The 14,575-nt window shown below is 58.6% G+C and carries 13 protein-coding genes and 3 pseudogenes; 7 read left to right on the top strand and 9 right to left on the bottom strand.

Going from position 1 to position 14,575, the window contains the following annotated elements; translation table 11 throughout:
• Positions 1–44 precede the first annotated feature (44 nt).
• Positions 45–779 (top strand): NYN domain-containing protein, encoded by a 735-nt coding sequence (locus tag LH19_RS04075; protein WP_054725017.1) that lies wholly within the window; start codon positions 45–47, stop codon positions 777–779.
• 52 nt (positions 780–831) lie between these two features.
• On the opposite strand, the gene LH19_RS04070 is transcribed toward LH19_RS04075, so the two are convergent.
• From LH19_RS04070 to LH19_RS04055, 4 genes are all read right to left on the bottom strand, one after another.
• Complete coding sequence (locus tag LH19_RS04070) at positions 832–1,572, bottom strand: RES family NAD+ phosphorylase (protein WP_054732959.1); 741 nt, start codon at positions 1,570–1,572, stop codon at positions 832–834.
• A complete protein-coding gene (locus LH19_RS04065; RefSeq protein ID WP_054725015.1) occupies positions 1,544–1,918 on the bottom strand; it encodes an MbcA/ParS/Xre antitoxin family protein in 375 nt (124 codons plus the stop codon). The genes LH19_RS04070 and LH19_RS04065 overlap by 29 nt, the downstream gene beginning before the upstream one ends.
• Positions 1,919–1,990: 72 nt before the next feature.
• Entirely contained in the window at positions 1,991–3,208 is a 1,218-nt protein-coding gene (locus LH19_RS04060) for a tyrosine-type recombinase/integrase (protein WP_054732956.1), read from the bottom strand.
• Between the two features lie 205 nt (positions 3,209–3,413).
• Positions 3,414–4,628, bottom strand: a complete 1,215-nt coding sequence (locus LH19_RS04055; protein ID WP_006954973.1) for an IS256-like element ISSpma2 family transposase — start codon at positions 4,626–4,628, stop codon at positions 3,414–3,416.
• Between the two features lie 227 nt (positions 4,629–4,855).
• On the opposite strand from LH19_RS04055, the gene LH19_RS28390 reads away from it, so the two are divergent.
• The 3 genes and pseudogenes from LH19_RS28390 to LH19_RS29795 form a co-directional block, all read left to right on the top strand.
• Entirely contained in the window at positions 4,856–5,026 is a 171-nt protein-coding gene (locus LH19_RS28390; RefSeq protein WP_156343998.1) for a hypothetical protein, read from the top strand.
• Between the two features lie 33 nt (positions 5,027–5,059).
• Positions 5,060–5,883: pseudogene (locus LH19_RS04050) on the top strand (ISAs1 family transposase); the annotation flags it as partial.
• Between the two features lie 98 nt (positions 5,884–5,981).
• Positions 5,982–6,215, top strand: a pseudogene (locus tag LH19_RS29795) (transposase); the annotation flags it as partial.
• Between the two features lie 322 nt (positions 6,216–6,537).
• Here LH19_RS29795 and LH19_RS04045 read toward each other — a convergent pair.
• A complete protein-coding gene (locus tag LH19_RS04045; protein WP_081997337.1) occupies positions 6,538–7,587 on the bottom strand; it encodes an MlaA family lipoprotein in 1,050 nt (349 codons plus the stop codon).
• A gap of 78 nt (positions 7,588–7,665) precedes the next feature.
• Entirely contained in the window at positions 7,666–8,514 is an 849-nt protein-coding gene (locus LH19_RS04040) for a universal stress protein (protein ID WP_081997338.1), read from the bottom strand.
• A gap of 918 nt (positions 8,515–9,432) precedes the next feature.
• Between LH19_RS04040 and LH19_RS04030 the strand changes: the two genes are divergently transcribed.
• The 3 genes and pseudogenes from LH19_RS04030 to LH19_RS04020 all read left to right on the top strand — a co-directional run bounded on the left by LH19_RS04030 (position 9,433) and on the right by LH19_RS04020 (position 11,948).
• Positions 9,433–10,610 (top strand): IS3-like element ISSpma1 family transposase gene (locus LH19_RS04030; protein ID WP_145923348.1). Its coding sequence is split into 2 segments (ribosomal slippage): positions 9,433–9,697 and positions 9,697–10,610, totalling 1,179 coding nucleotides; the frame shifts between segments, so codons are not numbered across the junction.
• 36 nt (positions 10,611–10,646) lie between these two features.
• Positions 10,647–10,847: pseudogene (locus LH19_RS04025) on the top strand (transposase); the annotation flags it as partial.
• A 93-nt stretch (positions 10,848–10,940) separates the two neighbouring features.
• Positions 10,941–11,948: an IS110 family RNA-guided transposase gene (locus LH19_RS04020; protein ID WP_039575425.1), complete on the top strand. Its 1,008-nt coding sequence runs from the start codon at positions 10,941–10,943 to the stop codon at positions 11,946–11,948.
• Positions 11,949–12,222: 274 nt separating this feature from the next.
• Here the strand turns inward: LH19_RS04020 and LH19_RS04015 are convergent, their stop codons facing one another.
• The 3 genes from LH19_RS04015 to LH19_RS04005 form a co-directional block, all read right to left on the bottom strand.
• Positions 12,223–12,894, bottom strand: a complete 672-nt coding sequence (locus LH19_RS04015) for a TetR/AcrR family transcriptional regulator (RefSeq protein WP_039575427.1) — start codon at positions 12,892–12,894, stop codon at positions 12,223–12,225.
• A 110-nt stretch (positions 12,895–13,004) separates the two neighbouring features.
• Entirely contained in the window at positions 13,005–14,150 is a 1,146-nt protein-coding gene (locus LH19_RS04010) for a thiolase family protein (protein ID WP_039575429.1), read from the bottom strand.
• Positions 14,147–14,560: a Zn-ribbon domain-containing OB-fold protein gene (locus LH19_RS04005; protein WP_039575430.1), complete on the bottom strand. Its 414-nt coding sequence runs from the start codon at positions 14,558–14,560 to the stop codon at positions 14,147–14,149. The genes LH19_RS04010 and LH19_RS04005 overlap by 4 nt, the downstream gene beginning before the upstream one ends.
• Positions 14,561–14,575: the final 15 nt, after the last annotated feature.

The raw sequence follows: 14,575 nt of genomic DNA, 5'->3' as shown, positions 1-14,575 counted from the left end.
GCGGCTTTCAATGTTTCTTTATTGCCGTCTGGCATGATCGTTCCATGTCAACGACGCTCGAACATCCTGCCAAGCTCGCAGTTCTCATTGATGCCGATAACGCGTCGCCGCGGATAGCCGCAGGCCTTTTCAAAGAGATTGCCACGATAGGCGAAGCGAGCGTTCGGCGCATTTATGGCGATTTTTCCAGCACGCGGCTCAAGGGTTGGGCAGAGGTTCTGGCCACACATGCCATCATGCCGCACCAGAATTTCGCCAATACGATCGGGAAGAACGCGTCCGACATCGCGCTCGTGATCGATGCTATGGATCTTCTGCATTCGGGACGGTTCGATGCCTTTTGCCTCGTCTCGTCGGATAGCGACTTCACGCGCCTTGCCGCCCGAATACGAGAACAAGGCGTCGCCGTGTATGGCTTCGGAGAACAGAAAACGCCGCAAAGTTTCCGTCAGGCGTGCAAGCGCTTCATCTACACCGAGAACCTTACGCTCGACGAAGCTGAAGGCATAACGGCAATTGGCGGCGGCCCCGAGCCTGAACCTGAAACGGCCAAACTGAAGCCGACGGAGGCGATCCCGCTCATCCAAGCAGCGCTGGGCCAGCTCGACGATCTGGATGGCTGGTACCCGCTAAGCGCGGTTGGAAGCCGACTTCTGGCAGAGATGCCCGATTTCGATCCACGCAGCTACGGGTGCGCCAAGCTAGTCTCGCTGATCGAAAAATCTGGCGCCTTCGACATTAGGCGCGACCAGCTTCGGGTTTACATCAAGACAAATTAGCTGCGCCGCAATCGCTGATCGTCTGACCCAACTCCCTTGGCAAAGAGCTTAGTCAGAGGCCGAAGTCTGAAGGCCGAAACCTAAACCGCTCCTCCGACGGAAAAGCGCGAAGAGCGATCAACTCGCCTTGCTCGTAGCGAATATGCCAAGTTTGAGCGTTGCTAGGCGCTGGGTTACGAAAGACCGATGGGTCCAGCAGGGCCACGTTCGCGCGATGCTGAGGATCTCTAACGGACGCGTAGCGAATAGCCTGCGCGTCAATCTCTCGCGCTTCAGACGCAAATCGCTGGCAAGCGGAATAGTCGTCCTGCGCCATCCACAGCGACGCGCCCGCAACAAATGGTTCTGCACACAGGTCGAGCAGACGATCCATCGCGACCGAGATACTGATTGCCGAGTGTTCCACGGTCGTGCTCGGCGGCTGAAATCCAGGCGACCGGGAGTAGAAACGCAGCCGCCAATAGGCTGTCTCGGCAATCGCAGCGCCAATCGCCTCTGCGGCGTAGAAAATGCCGGGCTTTTCGCCGGCGCGGCGAAATCTCGAGCTACTCTTATGCCCGTAGCGAAACGGCGTCGCGAGCAGATAGTGGAGATGTCGCGCCGCTACCGGCAAGTTCGGTTTCACTTCTTCCACAAGCTGCTCGAGCAACGCTTGATCCTCGGTGCCCGCCGCCAGACGGTTGGTCGAAATCCGATGTTGTGCTTCGACGATCCGCCACAGCTTCCCACTGTAGGCGCGAAGATGCTCCGGCTTCGGCGTTCGCTCAAACGCGGGCGCGGTAATCATCGACATAGTCGGCCACGTCGTTCAGACCGCGGATCGTGCGGATCAGATCGATGGGTCTGCCGCCAAGATCCAAGTTTTCCGACTTCAGCCAAGACGTCGACGCCGCATCGTCGCTTCCCATGAGCGCATCGAGGCTGCGAAAAAGCCGGACGAGATACTGCCCAAGTTCGAACGCCTTCTCGGCTCGCTGAAGTTGATAACTGCCGGAACGAAGCCGCGAGGCCGTTGCAGCAGAAATACCGACCACCGAGCCCAACTGCTCGTTCGTCAGCTTCCAGCACGTCGCCACACGCGCGACCGCTTCCGAGAGAACTCGTCCCTGATCCGCTTGGGAGGCTGGCCGCGTCGCCATGACATTCTCCAGAATGAAAATCTACATTTCCATTCATAGGAACAAACGCCGGATTTTGCAAGCGGAGGCACTTCATTTTGCGGTTAGGGCTGAGATCTGGGCTTCGTCAGACGCGCGTAAGGCGTCGAGATAATCGCTCCACCACTGATGCATCGCTACCCGTTCATCCCAATAGCGCCCTCGGTTATAAGTCCCGCGAACGGCATTGGCGTCCGCATGCGCCAGTGAACGCTCGATCGCATCGGGATGCCATTTGCCGCTTTCATTCAAGAGCGAAGAGGCGGTGGTCCGCAGGCCGTGAGCTGTTACCTCCCCGGTGGAGTACCCCATGCGGCGGAACGCCTGATTGAGTGTGTTCTCGCTCATTGGTCGGCGAAACGTGTGAAAGGCAGGAAAGACGAACCCTTCTGGTCCGGTAAGCTCGTGAAGCTCCCTCAAATAGCTCACGACCTGACGCGACAATGGTACGGCATGAGGTCGGCGCATCTTCATGCGCTCAGCAGGGATACTCCATACCGCATTGTCGAGATCGATCTCTGGCCACAGGGCTTTACGCAGTTCTCCAGGCCTAGCCATCACATGAGGCGCGATCTGACACCCGAGCCGCGTAATCGCGTTTCCGGTATATGCGTCGATAGACCGCAGCAACGCACCGACTGCCTCCGGCTCCAAGAGCGCAGCGTGGTGCGTCACCCGCGGGGCGATCAGCGCCCCCCGCAACACGGCAGTAGGATCGCTCTCTCCTCTTCCAGTCGCGACCGCATAGCGGAAGACCCTGCTGGCAAAGGAGCGGGCCCGACGCGCCGTTTCATATTTGCCGCGCGCCTCGATCCTCTTGAGCACAGCCAGAACCTCGACGGGCTTGAGGTCGGCGACAGGCATGGTCGCGATCGGCTTGAGCTGGTCGAGGAGCCAGTTCGCCTTCACCGTCGTCGCATCGGCTCGCCCCTCGGCGACCGACTTGTCGATATACTCCTTGGCGATGTCACCGAACGTGTTTCCGGCATTGAACTGCGCGATCAGCTTCTGACGCTTGCGCTCGGCAAGCGGGTCGACGCCTTCACGCAGCTTACGCCGGGCATCGTCGCGCAATTGCCTAGCTTCGGCCAAGCGCACTTCCGGATACGCCCCGAGCGCGATCCGGTTATCCTTTCCGAGGTGCCGATACTTGAAGCGCCAGAGCTTTGCGCCTGTCGGGCGCACCTCCAGATAGAGGCCTCCAGCGTCCGCGCGTTTGTAGGGGCGGTCCTCCGGCTTAAGCGAACGGATCATAACATCGGTAAGGGACATCGACTCAAACTCCTGCAAGCAGGTCTCAGCCGGTGCGACATCTCAAGCCAGCGATGGGGCCACCAGAAAACGGCCGTGGGGCCATCGCCTATTCCGGTGGCCCCATTTCGAGTGAGATCGAGTGAAATATCCTCGGACACCAAAAGACAAGACCAGGTCGCGTCCGTCAAGGTGGTGTAATTTCGGCTGTGGCCGTGGGCCATCGTCAGGCGGCTTTGGCGGTGATGTGTAGGGGCTGATTTTCCTCCTCGATCATGGGTTGGTTGAGTTCGGCCATGCCTTCGATCTGCATGTATCGGTGCTGGAGCTGCCACTCGTCGTTCTGCTCCATCAGCACAGCCCCGACGAGGCGGATGATGCTGTCTTCGTTCGGGAAGATTCCGACGACGTCGGCGCGGCGCTTGACCTCCTTGTTGAGCCGCTCGAGCGGATTGGTTGAGTGTAACTTCGTGCGGTGCTGGGTGGGAAAGCCGGTGTAGGCGAGCACGTCGGTTTCGGCCTCGTCCATGCAGGCGCCGAGCTTGGGCCAACGGGTGCGCAACTGGTCGGCGACCTGTCGCCAGACCTGCGTTGCGCTTTTCTGATCGGGCTGCAGGAAGACCTGGCGGATCGCGGCGGCGACGACAGTGTTCTGGCCCTTGGGCACATAGGACAGGGCATTGCGCATGAAGTGCACCCGGCAGCGCTGCCAGGTGGCGCCCATGACGCGGGTGATCGCGCCCTTGAGGCCCTCGTGAGCATCGGAGATGACCAGCTTCACGCCGGTAAGACCGCGCCGAACAAGGTCCTTCAGGAAGTCGGACCAGAAGACCTCCGCTTCCGAGGGGCCGATATGCAGGCCGACGATCTCGCGCCGGCCCTCGGTGTTGACGGCCATGGCGATTATTGCGGCAACGCTGATGATCCGCCCGCCTTCGCGTACCTTGAGATAGGTGGCATCGAGCCAGAGATACGGCCATTCGCCGGTGAGCGGGCGTTTCAGAAAGGCATGGACGCGCTCGTCAATGTCCTTGCAAAGCTTGGAGACGGTGGACTTGGAGATGCCGGTCATGCCCATGGCCTGGACGAGTTCATCGACCCGCCGGGTGCTGACCCCGCCGATCCACGCTTCCTGGATCACCGCAACCAGCGCTTTCTCGACCATCTTGCGGGGCTCAAGGAAGCCCGGAAAGTAGGACCCAGCACGCAGCTTGGGGATTTTCAGGTTCAGCGTGCCTACCCGGGTATCCAGCGAACGGTCGCGATAGCCGTTGCGCCAGGTCGCGCGCTCGCTGCTGCGTTCGTGGCGACCCGCGCCGATCAGGCCATCAACGTCGGCCTCCATGATCAGCTGCAGCACGTTCTCGGCGATGGTGCGCAAAAAATCCGGTTGGCCGCCCTTCGCAGCAAGCTCTTCGATCAGTAATCTGTCCTCGGTCATCGGGAACTCCTCTTCGTCACGGTTGAAGTGTGCAAACTCCACCATAACGATGAACCCGGTGGCCACCAGCGACGCCGCATTCCGGGGTGGGGCATGCCCCACCCCGGAATACACCATCGCCTACACCGGAAATTACACCACGAGCGCGGACGCTAACCAAGACCAAGGGGAAAATGGCAGATTTCCGCCGTTTTGTCGATGGTTCTGGGATGTCAGGAGAGGGGTAAATGGTGCCCAGAAGAGGAACTGAACTGGGCATCAAAGCGGCGGAAATCCGATGCAATCAACAACGAGATACCGCTGAAACCATCATAGAAACCATCACACAATTTGGCAAGGGCTGGACGACAGGGCAATCGCTTCAGATGAACGGACTGGTGTTGATTGAAGTGTTATGATTCAGACGATGCTCCATATCCTGGGAGCCATTGATGTCTGGATTGCCATCGTCGCGTTCGATACTCGATCATTTTTCTGCGCTTCGTGATCACCGGGAGCAGTGGCGGGTTCTGTATCCGCTTCGCGAGGTCTTGCTTTTAGTGCTTTGCGCGACGCTTTCGGGGATGGAAGATTTTGTCGAGATCAGGCTGTGGGGACAGCACCGGCTCGATTTTCTGACCGTTTTCTGCCGTTTGCGCACGGGATACCAGCCCATGACACCCTTAATGATGTCATTAACGGGCTTGATCCCGAGCTGTTCAAAACCTGCTTTGCGACCTGGGTCGAGGCGCTGCGCGACGAGGCACCCGATATCATCGCGATTGACGGCAAGACGTCGCGGCGTAGTCACGCGAGGAGCAAAGGCCGCGCGCCGCTGCACATGGTTTCAGCCTGGGCGTCGCGCCAGCGGCTGGTGCTGGGTCAGGAAGCGGTAGACGCAAAATCCAACGAGATCACCGCGATCCCGTTGCTGCTCGAACGGCTGGAACTGACCGGTGCGCTCGTCACCATCGATGCGATCGGAACACAGGCCGCGATTGCCGAGACCATCGTGGCGCGCGGCGGAGATTATTTGCTCGCGCTGAAGGGCAACCGTCCGGCGCTGTTTGCCGATGTCGTGGCGTTCTTTGCCGATCCGCCCACCGATATGACCCTGTCGGCGCACACGACAACCGACGCCGATCATGGCCGCATCGAAGAACGCCGCCACAGCGTCTGTCACAACACTCAATGGCTGTTTTCCGATCGTCGCTATCCTGATGAACCCCATTTTCCCCATCTCGCGATGATCGCCATGGTCGAAAACCACGTCGAACGGGAGGGCCGCAAAAGCTCGGAACGGCGCTATTACCTCTCTTCTGTCAAACTTCTGTCAAACTCGATGCCCAAGCCTTCGCCGCCGCAGTCCGCGCCCATTGGGGCATCGAAAACCGGCTCCACTGGGTGCTCGACGTCGTCTTCCACGACGACCTCACAAGACTGCGAACCGGATCAGGACCCCAGAATATGGCTGTCGTCAAACACATCGCCATGAACCTGGTGCGAAATCCAAACGACAAACACAGCCTCAAAGTCCGCAGAAAACGTGCCAATCTCGACCCGGACTACCTCGAAACACTCGTCACTCAACGACAACCGTTAATCTGAAGCGATTCCCCTGGGCTGGACGATATCGGAAGCCGATCTTTGGTTGCCAATTCGCTCGCGATCGCAGTCGCAGCTTTTCAAGTGTGGATCAGTGTTGGAGCGCGCCCCTCCTCTTTCACGATCTATCATTTTGAATTATCGTAAAAAGGTGGTTTTGACCGGGGTCCCGATAGGCGCCGCCCGGGACCCCGACACGCGCCAGTATAGGCATAACAATCAACGCCTATGCTTTCGTGAAGCGTGGCATCACTCTGACGCTGATCGACAATTCTCCGTCTCGAAGACCGCAGCATCCGAGCATTGTCGCTGGCCGCGAATTTGCTCAGTCTTCGATCGGAAGGGTCGTGCCTCTGCTCAAGGTTTTTGCACAATCTGACGCTGTGTCGGCTGATGGATCGGAAGCCTGAGGTGCGACAAGCGTGTCGGGAATGACGATTTCGGGCTGGCCTGCCCGATCGCGACCCTTGCCGCGCAACACGTCAATTTCCCGCTGCCGCATCTCAAGATACAAGCTGCGCGTCTCCACATAGGGATCAGCGCTTTCCTCTTGCAAACGCTCGATTTCCGCGTCCCGCGCGACACGATCGTTCAGCCTGTTGATGACGGTCGTCGGGACAGCATAGGCGGTCTGGTTGAAAGGCTTGCCAACGGAAACGGGCAAGACGAGCAGGTCGATGCCATCGCCGACCATATCGCGCAATGTCGTGGGCCCCACCAGCGGAAGGAAGAAATAGGGCCCGGGCTCCACCCCATAGAAGCCAAGCGTGTTTGCGAAGCCGTTGGATCGATAGGGCAGATTGATGGGCGCCTTTTTGGCGACGTCGAAAACACCCGCGGCGCCGATCGTCGAGTTGATCGCGAAGCGGCCGACCGTTTCCAAAGCCTTTCCTATCTTGAACTGGAGCAGGAAGTTCACAAAATTTATCGGCTCACTGAGATTGCGCAAGGCGTTGCCAAGACCATCACGGATCGGCTTCGGAACGCCCCCCTCATATCCCTTGGCGATCGGCCCAACGAGCGCCTTGTCGACCGACTGAGCCACCTGGAAGGCCTCAATATTCACATTCTGGAGTGGGTCGCCCGGCGGCGCTTCGCCCCGCGCGATTACGATAATCTCGTCCGGCGATGCTTCAGAGGTATTTCCAGGCTCCGCCGGCACATCGATCGATTGTCCCGCTTCCACCGGCCTTTCGCCGATCATGATAGGGGGCTGCACTTCGCCCTGTGAATCCACAATCATCGGACATGGTTCGGCAGAAGCTGCCTGAGCTTGAGCTGTCCGGACCAATGGCTCATTCTGGTGAACAACGCCTATTTCTTCGGGCTGCGTTCCGATCAGAAGGAAAGCGGCAGCACTGGTTACGACGCTCATTTTGCGGTTATCTCCGATATATCGAACATCTTTGGCGTCCAATCTTCTGCCAACGTCTTTAGGCTGGATACGCCCTGGTCAGCGGGAAATCAGTAGCGGAACCCGCGCGCTCGACAGCAGCGATCGAGTGACACCGCCGAAGAGTATCTCGGTGGTGCGCGGGTGGCTGTAAGCCCCGATCACGAGCAGGTTTGCGTCGCGTTCCGCCGCCTGGTCGAGGATCACATCCGCCACCGGTGCGCCCTCGGACGTGATGTTGGCGATCTCGACACGTGCGCCGTGTCTGGACAAATGTTCAAGGAGATTGGCACCAGGCTCTGTTCCAAAACGTTCGGGGTTCCGGCCGCTGTCGATGGTGAGTATCGTCACGTTGGACGCGGAATTGATGAACGGAATTGCGTCGTTCACCGCCCGCCGCGCTTCTCGGCTGCGATTCCATGCGATCAGCACATTTTCGCCGATCGTCTCACCGCCCCATCCCGCAGGGATCATCAGCACGGGAATTCCGGTGGCCAGCAACAGTCGCTCGGCCGACCAGCCTGACGGGAGGTCTGCCGGTTTGGGATGCGCCGCGACGATGAGATCGCAGTGCAGCGCCCGCAACATGCTTTCGTCGCGCAGGTCATCGCGCCACACGATCCGGAATTCGGAGCCGATGCCATATTCGCGGGCCAGCTCTCCAAAATGGCGGGCGGCGGCAATAATTTTCTGTTCGTCGGCAAGCCGTTGCCGCGTCAGCACGTCTCGAATCGCCGCAGTGCCCCTTGCATAGGTTTCGGTGGGATGCGCGTTTTCGTGGGACACGCCATAGACGCCCACCAGATGCGCATTATGACGTTGCGCGATCGCAGCCGCACGGCGACCTATGTGCTCGCCCTCAGGCGTGGCGTCGAGGAAAACGGCGATATCTCTCCAGATAGGCAACAAGGGTTACGATCCTCCAGTTTACGGTTGTCCTCTATCAGATCAGCGGCGTCCTGGCCGAACTGCAGACCAAGACACCGAAAGGCTTCAAGACGGGGATTTGAGAGAGGTTGAAGGTTTGCTTGCGCGGTCCATCGGCAAAAACGCCGATAAGTCGCCTGATCCAGGTTGATCCAGAGGGCAGAGGTCCATAACCGGCAGCCGCATCATGCATGCCGATCCAAATCGCGCGACGCTCCAACAGGGAGAGTGAAATCCCGCGGTCGGCTAGCCCGCCTGCGGGGCCATCGACTGACGGGCTAGCAGACAGGAGGTAGGCCTCACAGGAACCTTCGCCTGCCAAGGACAATGGCTGCAAGAACAATCGGCGAGCAGATTCATCCTGAGCACGCGACGCATTCGGAAGCTGGCCGAAGGCTCCTTCCACTTCACACCCTCCCTCATTTCTCGTTGGAATGAGCCCTCACTCCAACATCGAACGAGTAAACCTGCCAGGAAAGGCAGTCAAGACAGCCCATCGCCCCATCTCTCATTTCAGTCAGCCGTCGGCACGCAATACTCGACGATGTGAAGTGATATGCAGCCGTTCCTGGTACCCTCCTTCTGAAGCGGTGCGTGCAGCATCCGGCTACCATTGCGTGAAGCGGAGGTTGTGTTGGCGCAGGGCGCCATGACCGCGGAGGCGCGTCGGCGGATCGCGACGGTCGTACCCGGCGGCCTGAGTTAATGGGCAGGCCAAATGCGTTTGCTAAAGCAACTATTGCTGATTGAATAAATCGCCGAGAGTGCTAATGCTCGCGCCATGTCAGTAACCTCTGGTAGCCCCGCTGCGACCGCGCTGTTCGCACTCACCGACACTGATCTGCCCCCCGCTGAGTGGCCCAGAGACTATGATAGTCTGGACCATGAAAGGGACATTGAATGCCGAGCAAGAAGCACAAGCCGGAAGAGATCATCGGCAAGCTGCGTGAAGTTGAGATTGTGCTGGCGCAGGGAGCGAGCACGGCTGAAGCCTGTCGCCGGATCGCGGTCAGCGAGCAGACCTATTATCGGTGGCGCAAGGAGTATGGCGGCCTGAAGACCGACCAGGCGCGGCGGATGAAGGATCTGGAGAAGGAGAACCAGCGGCTGCGCCGGGCGATCTCGGACCTGACCTTGGACAAGCTGATCTTGCAGGAGGCTGCACGGGGAAACTTCTGAGCCCCGCGCGGCGGCGGCGCTGCATCGATCAGGTACGACGGGATCTGCCAGTCCGGGTATCCGAGCGACGGATATGCCGGGTGCTGGGTCAGCATCGATCGACGCAGCGCAAGATGCCGCGCGGGGCGGATGACGAACAGGCACTGACCGAGGACATCATTGCATTGGCGAAGCAATATGGTCGTTACGGCTACCGCCGGGTCACGGCGTTGCTGTGCCATGCGGGATGGACGGTGAACCATAAACGTGTCGAGCGGATATGGCGGCGTGAAGGACTGAAAGTCCCGCAGCGCCAGCCAAAGCGCGGGCGTCTATGGCTCAATGACGGATCGTGCATCCGGCTACGCCCCGAATATCCGGGGCATGTCTGGGCCTACGATTTCGTCGAGGGGCGGACGCATGACGGTCGCAAGTTCCGCATCCTCACGATCATCGACGAGGCCAGCAGGGAATGCCTGGCGCTCATCGTTGCACGGCAACTCAAGCATGAGGATGTTCTGGCGGCCCTGGCCGACCTGTTCATCTCGCGTGGGCCGCCAGCGCATATACGATCCGATAATGGTAGCGAGTTTATCGCGACCGCCGTCCAGAAATGGCTGGGGCAGATCGGCGTAAAGACCCTCTATATCGCGCCGGGATCACCATGGGAAAATGGCTATAACGAAAGCTTCAACGGGTCGCTTCGCGACGAACTGCTCAATGGCGAGATCTTCTACAGCCTCGCCGAGGCCAGGGTGCTGATCGAGGCATGGCGGCGGCATTACAACACCGTCCGCCCGCATAGCAGCTTGGGCTACCGGCCACCGGCACCGGAAACGGCGACACCGCCATATCCGGCCTCCGGTTCCGCTTCGCTCCACCTCCGTCCGGATATGGCGGCGATGAGCTTAATGCACTAACAAACCAATCGGTCCACTCGGTGGGGGCAGACCAGTATCACGCCCTGCATCCCGGGCCGAAAAATCCGGAACACGACCGTAAAGTACGACAAACGCCGCTACAAACGCCGTAACCGCATCGAGATCATGTTCGGCCGCCTCAAAGACTGGAGGCGGGTCGCAACACGCTACGATCGCTGCCCGAAGGCCTTCTTCTCCGCCGTCGCACTCGCCGCAACCGTCATCTTCTGGCTCTGATCAATGAGTCATCGTGTAATTGCGGCTGCTTCCCTCGGACCTTGGTTGAGGCGCACACTTCTGGTTGTCGAATCCTGAAGGAAGGAAGCAGCCATGAAGCACTATGCCGGATTGGACCTGTCGATGGAATCCACGCAGGTCTGCATCGTTGATGACAATGGTCGGAAGGTCGTGTCGGAGAAAGTGGAGAGCTCTCCGGAGGCGATCGCCATGATGCTGGAGCGATACGGTCCAATCGAGCGGGCGGTGATCGAAACGGGCCGCATGTCGCCGGCGATTTGCCTCGGTCTGCGTGAACTGGGTGTCCCGGTGGTGTGCATCGATGCCCGCCAGGCGCACCAGAGCCTCAAAGCAATGAAGGCGAACAAGACCGACCCTCACGATGCCGCCGGCCTCGCACAGTTGGCGCGCACCGGCTTCTACAAGGAGGTGCATGTCAAATCTCCGGCAGCGCATGGCGTTCGCAGCGTGATCACCGCACGGAGCCATCTGGTGGAAGCGCGTGTCCGGCTCGACAACACGATCCGCGGTCTCTGCGCCACGTTCGGATATCGGCCCGGCGCAGGTCAAGGGAAGGCCTTCCTCGAACGGATCATGCAGGCCGCCCACACCCCGGGCCTTGGCGACGCCATCGCATCCTTGCTGTCCGTGCGCGCAGAACTGGTCGAGCAAATCAAGGAAATGGACCGCCGCCTGCGTGTCATCGCAAGCCAGTCACAGGCTTGCGAGATCCTGATGACCATTCCGGGCGTCGGCGTGCAGACATCTGCTGCCTTCGCCGCTGCAGTCGATGAAGCCGGACGCTTCCGACAATCACGCAATGCCGGGGCCTACTTTGGCCTTGTGCCCCGACGCCATCAGTCGGGCGAGCTCGATTGGACTGGCAGGATCACCAAACAGGGCGATGGGACCGTGCGCAAGCTGCTGTACGAAGCTGCCAACTCGATCCTTACCCGGAGCCGTGAGACCTTCGCCCTGAAAACATGGGCCATGAAGATCGCCAAGCGTCGCGGCTTGAAGAAAGCCCGTGTCGCACTCGCCCGTCGGCTCGCGGTCATCATGCATGCCATGCTGCGTGACGGCACTTTGTTCCAAGCTTGAGGTAGGCTAAAGTCTGTTTGCCAGCGGTGACGCGTCAAAGCTGATCCGAGGGCGGTGTCCCGCGAGGGAACGCAGGGACGAACGATCTGCGAAGGTAGTCAGATGGGCTGCAAAGCCCGCTTCGAGTCAATGCAACGTTCGCCTCTGTGAGACCCGATATAGCACGACCAGGCTTCGGCCCGGCCAGTGCGGACAGATCCATGAAACCCTCAAGGGATCGGCACCGCCAAGCTCTGCAATTACAGATCCTGACCCTAGGGCACGCCATTGCAGTCTACTTTGGCACGTCAATCGGGCGAATAATTGGGTTCTCGAACTTAGGTAGCTCGCCTGTAGCTACCATTTTTGTAAGAATGGAATTTGCTGTTTCTCTGACTTCTCCTCGCGTTGCCGCCAACGCACTGAAGAGAATAATCTCGACGAAGTGAAAAAGGTAATCCGAATCTTTCACGCTGCTCGTCGCCCATTCAAGTATTAGGCCATATTCCATGTTTGCCATGTGGCGGGTCAGATGATCGATATTCACCCAATCGTGAAGCCCACCCTTGGCACGAACATCTTCCAACCACTCTCGCGTATTGCCAACCGCCATTTCCTGTAGCAACGAGCGCAAGTATGGATTTGTACTAGGCGAGAAGTAGATTGTGGCCACTGCCTGTGCGTAATTTCGCGCCTTCAGATTTCCTCGATTAAGCACTATGGCGCGATCCAACAAACCCTCAAGCGTTCTGTCTGAAGTCCTGAATTGGACATTCTGTCGAACCGCATCGTACACCTCTCGAATGGCGCAACCGATCAAGCGATCACGATCTCCAAAGGCATTATAGAGAGTCTTGGGCGCGACGTTCGCCCTCTTGCTGATCTCGCGCATGCTGAAGCCTTCCAACCCCTCCTCATTGACGAGCTTCCGAACTTCATAAAGGATCCGCTGACGCCGTTCAGCCATCGTGACGCTATCATATGTTGTTTTTATTTTTAGCACCTATTATTGTTCCCAATATTTATCATATCCAATATTAGAACAAACCCTTAAATACAGCTGCGCTTCGCAGCAAATTAAATCTTTTCTAGGATCGCAACTGCAGCAAGTCCTGGAGCCCCATATACTTGCGAATAAGCAAGTCTGGCGTTTTCGACCTGCCTGTTTTCGGCCTTCCCGCGTAACTGCAGAACATTTTCATAAACCTGACGCAAGCCGGAGGCGCCAATCGGTTCCCCACAGGCAATACATCCACCGTCCGTATTGATTGGCAGTTGCCCGCCAAGAGCGGTTAGTCCGTCGGCAAGCCATTGTTCCTGATCGCCATCACGGCAGAAGCCGTTTTCCGCCATATGCATGATTTCAGCGCCGCTTTCGGTATCCTGTAACTGGGCAACATCAATGTCTTTCGGACCGAGACCCGCCTTATCAAAGGCGGCGCGAGCTGCAAGCATTGTCGGCGTTTCGCCCCTCTCGACAGAAAGAGAAGGAGAAAACACTTCAAAGCTGTTTTCTGGCCTTGTTTTCACCGCTGCCGACCTCAACCTGACCTGCGTCCGTCCCAATTCGCGAGCCTTTTTCTCGGAAGCAAGGATCAGCGCCACGCCGCCCTCCGAGGGGCTGCAGAACATATATTGTGTTAGAGGATCGCTTATCATGCGGGAAGCCAGGATTGCGCCCTGGTCCATCGCCGCGCGCCGCCAGGCGTGGGGAGTGCGCGAACCGTTCTCGAATGCCTTGGACGCGACCCGGGCGAGCGTCCGAGCCGAAATACCATGATCGTGCATATAGCGCTGAATCTTCAGGGCGAAGAACTGGGTCGTCAACATAAGGCCGGTATCGCCGTACCATTGTGGGAGCCCATATTTCTCTGGATCGGGATTGAAGGAGCCGCGAGGATGCTTATCAAACCCTACCGCCAAAGCCGTGTCAAACTCACCGGCCTTGATCGCCCAGTACGCAGACAGCACGGCAGAACCACCGGTTGCGCAGCCATTCGCTACATTTATGAACTGAATTCCCGTGAGACCCATTCGCGGCATCAAGGCATCGGCATTCCCCGAGGCTGACGATCCCCCGAATGCTGCTTCGACATTCGACCACTCCAGTCCGCAGTCGTTCAACGCTAACTTTGTGGCATCGACACCTAGATCGAGACCAGATTTGCCGTCGTGTCGACCGAACGGATGAATTCCAGCGCCGATGACATAAACTTGGCTCATGAATTGTTGTCCTGTTCGCTCGAGGCAAACGCATATGTCATCATCTCTCCGCCATCGGCCTTGGACAGGGAAATCGCAATACAATCCATCGGCATTCCAATTCTAAGGCTCTCGGGATCGGCAACGAGCCGACCTTCAATCATGATTTCATCCCCGAGGCTGACGTACCCCACCCCATACGGCTCATAGTCGTCGGGATTGGTCACGCCTACATAGGGCGGGTTCTTCGGCGGAATACGTTGTATGGTAAACGTCCACAAAGTCCCGCTTTGCGGAAGCTCGATCCGTTCGTATGCCCCCTCGCCCTCTCCATCTGGATATGGAAAGACAATCTGTCCATTGGTGCGGTTCTTCCCGGCGACAATGCGAGCCTTCCCGGCCTGGTCGACAACAAATACCTCGTCACGCATTTCGGGTCTTCTCCA

Origin of the sequence: Sphingopyxis macrogoltabida (assembly GCF_001314325.1) — a bacterium.
Classification (GTDB): Bacteria; Pseudomonadota; Alphaproteobacteria; order Sphingomonadales; family Sphingomonadaceae; genus Sphingopyxis; species Sphingopyxis macrogoltabida.
The sequence above is the reverse complement of the archived record's forward strand: the minus strand, read 5'-3'. Positions and strand labels throughout refer to the sequence as shown.

Bases quoted from the DNA above. Each gene is read 5' to 3' on its own strand.
- LH19_RS04075 (WP_054725017.1), top strand. From the start codon at position 45: ATGTCAACGACGCTCGAACATCCTGCCAAGCTCGCAGTTCTCATTGAT.
- LH19_RS04070 (WP_054732959.1), bottom strand. From the start codon at position 1,572: ATGTCGATGATTACCGCGCCCGCGTTTGAGCGAACGCCGAAGCCGGAG.
- LH19_RS04065 (WP_054725015.1), bottom strand. From the start codon at position 1,918: ATGGCGACGCGGCCAGCCTCCCAAGCGGATCAGGGACGAGTTCTCTCG.
- LH19_RS04060 (WP_054732956.1), bottom strand. From the start codon at position 3,208: ATGTCCCTTACCGATGTTATGATCCGTTCGCTTAAGCCGGAGGACCGC.
- LH19_RS04055 (WP_006954973.1), bottom strand. From the start codon at position 4,628: ATGACCGAGGACAGATTACTGATCGAAGAGCTTGCTGCGAAGGGCGGC.
- LH19_RS28390 (WP_156343998.1), top strand. From the start codon at position 4,856: ATGGTGCCCAGAAGAGGAACTGAACTGGGCATCAAAGCGGCGGAAATC.
- LH19_RS04045 (WP_081997337.1), bottom strand. From the start codon at position 7,587: ATGAGCGTCGTAACCAGTGCTGCCGCTTTCCTTCTGATCGGAACGCAG.
- LH19_RS04020 (WP_039575425.1), top strand. From the start codon at position 10,941: ATGAAGCACTATGCCGGATTGGACCTGTCGATGGAATCCACGCAGGTC.
- LH19_RS04015 (WP_039575427.1), bottom strand. From the start codon at position 12,894: ATGGCTGAACGGCGTCAGCGGATCCTTTATGAAGTTCGGAAGCTCGTC.
- LH19_RS04010 (WP_039575429.1), bottom strand. From the start codon at position 14,150: ATGAGCCAAGTTTATGTCATCGGCGCTGGAATTCATCCGTTCGGTCGA.
- LH19_RS04005 (WP_039575430.1), bottom strand. From the start codon at position 14,560: ATGCGTGACGAGGTATTTGTTGTCGACCAGGCCGGGAAGGCTCGCATT.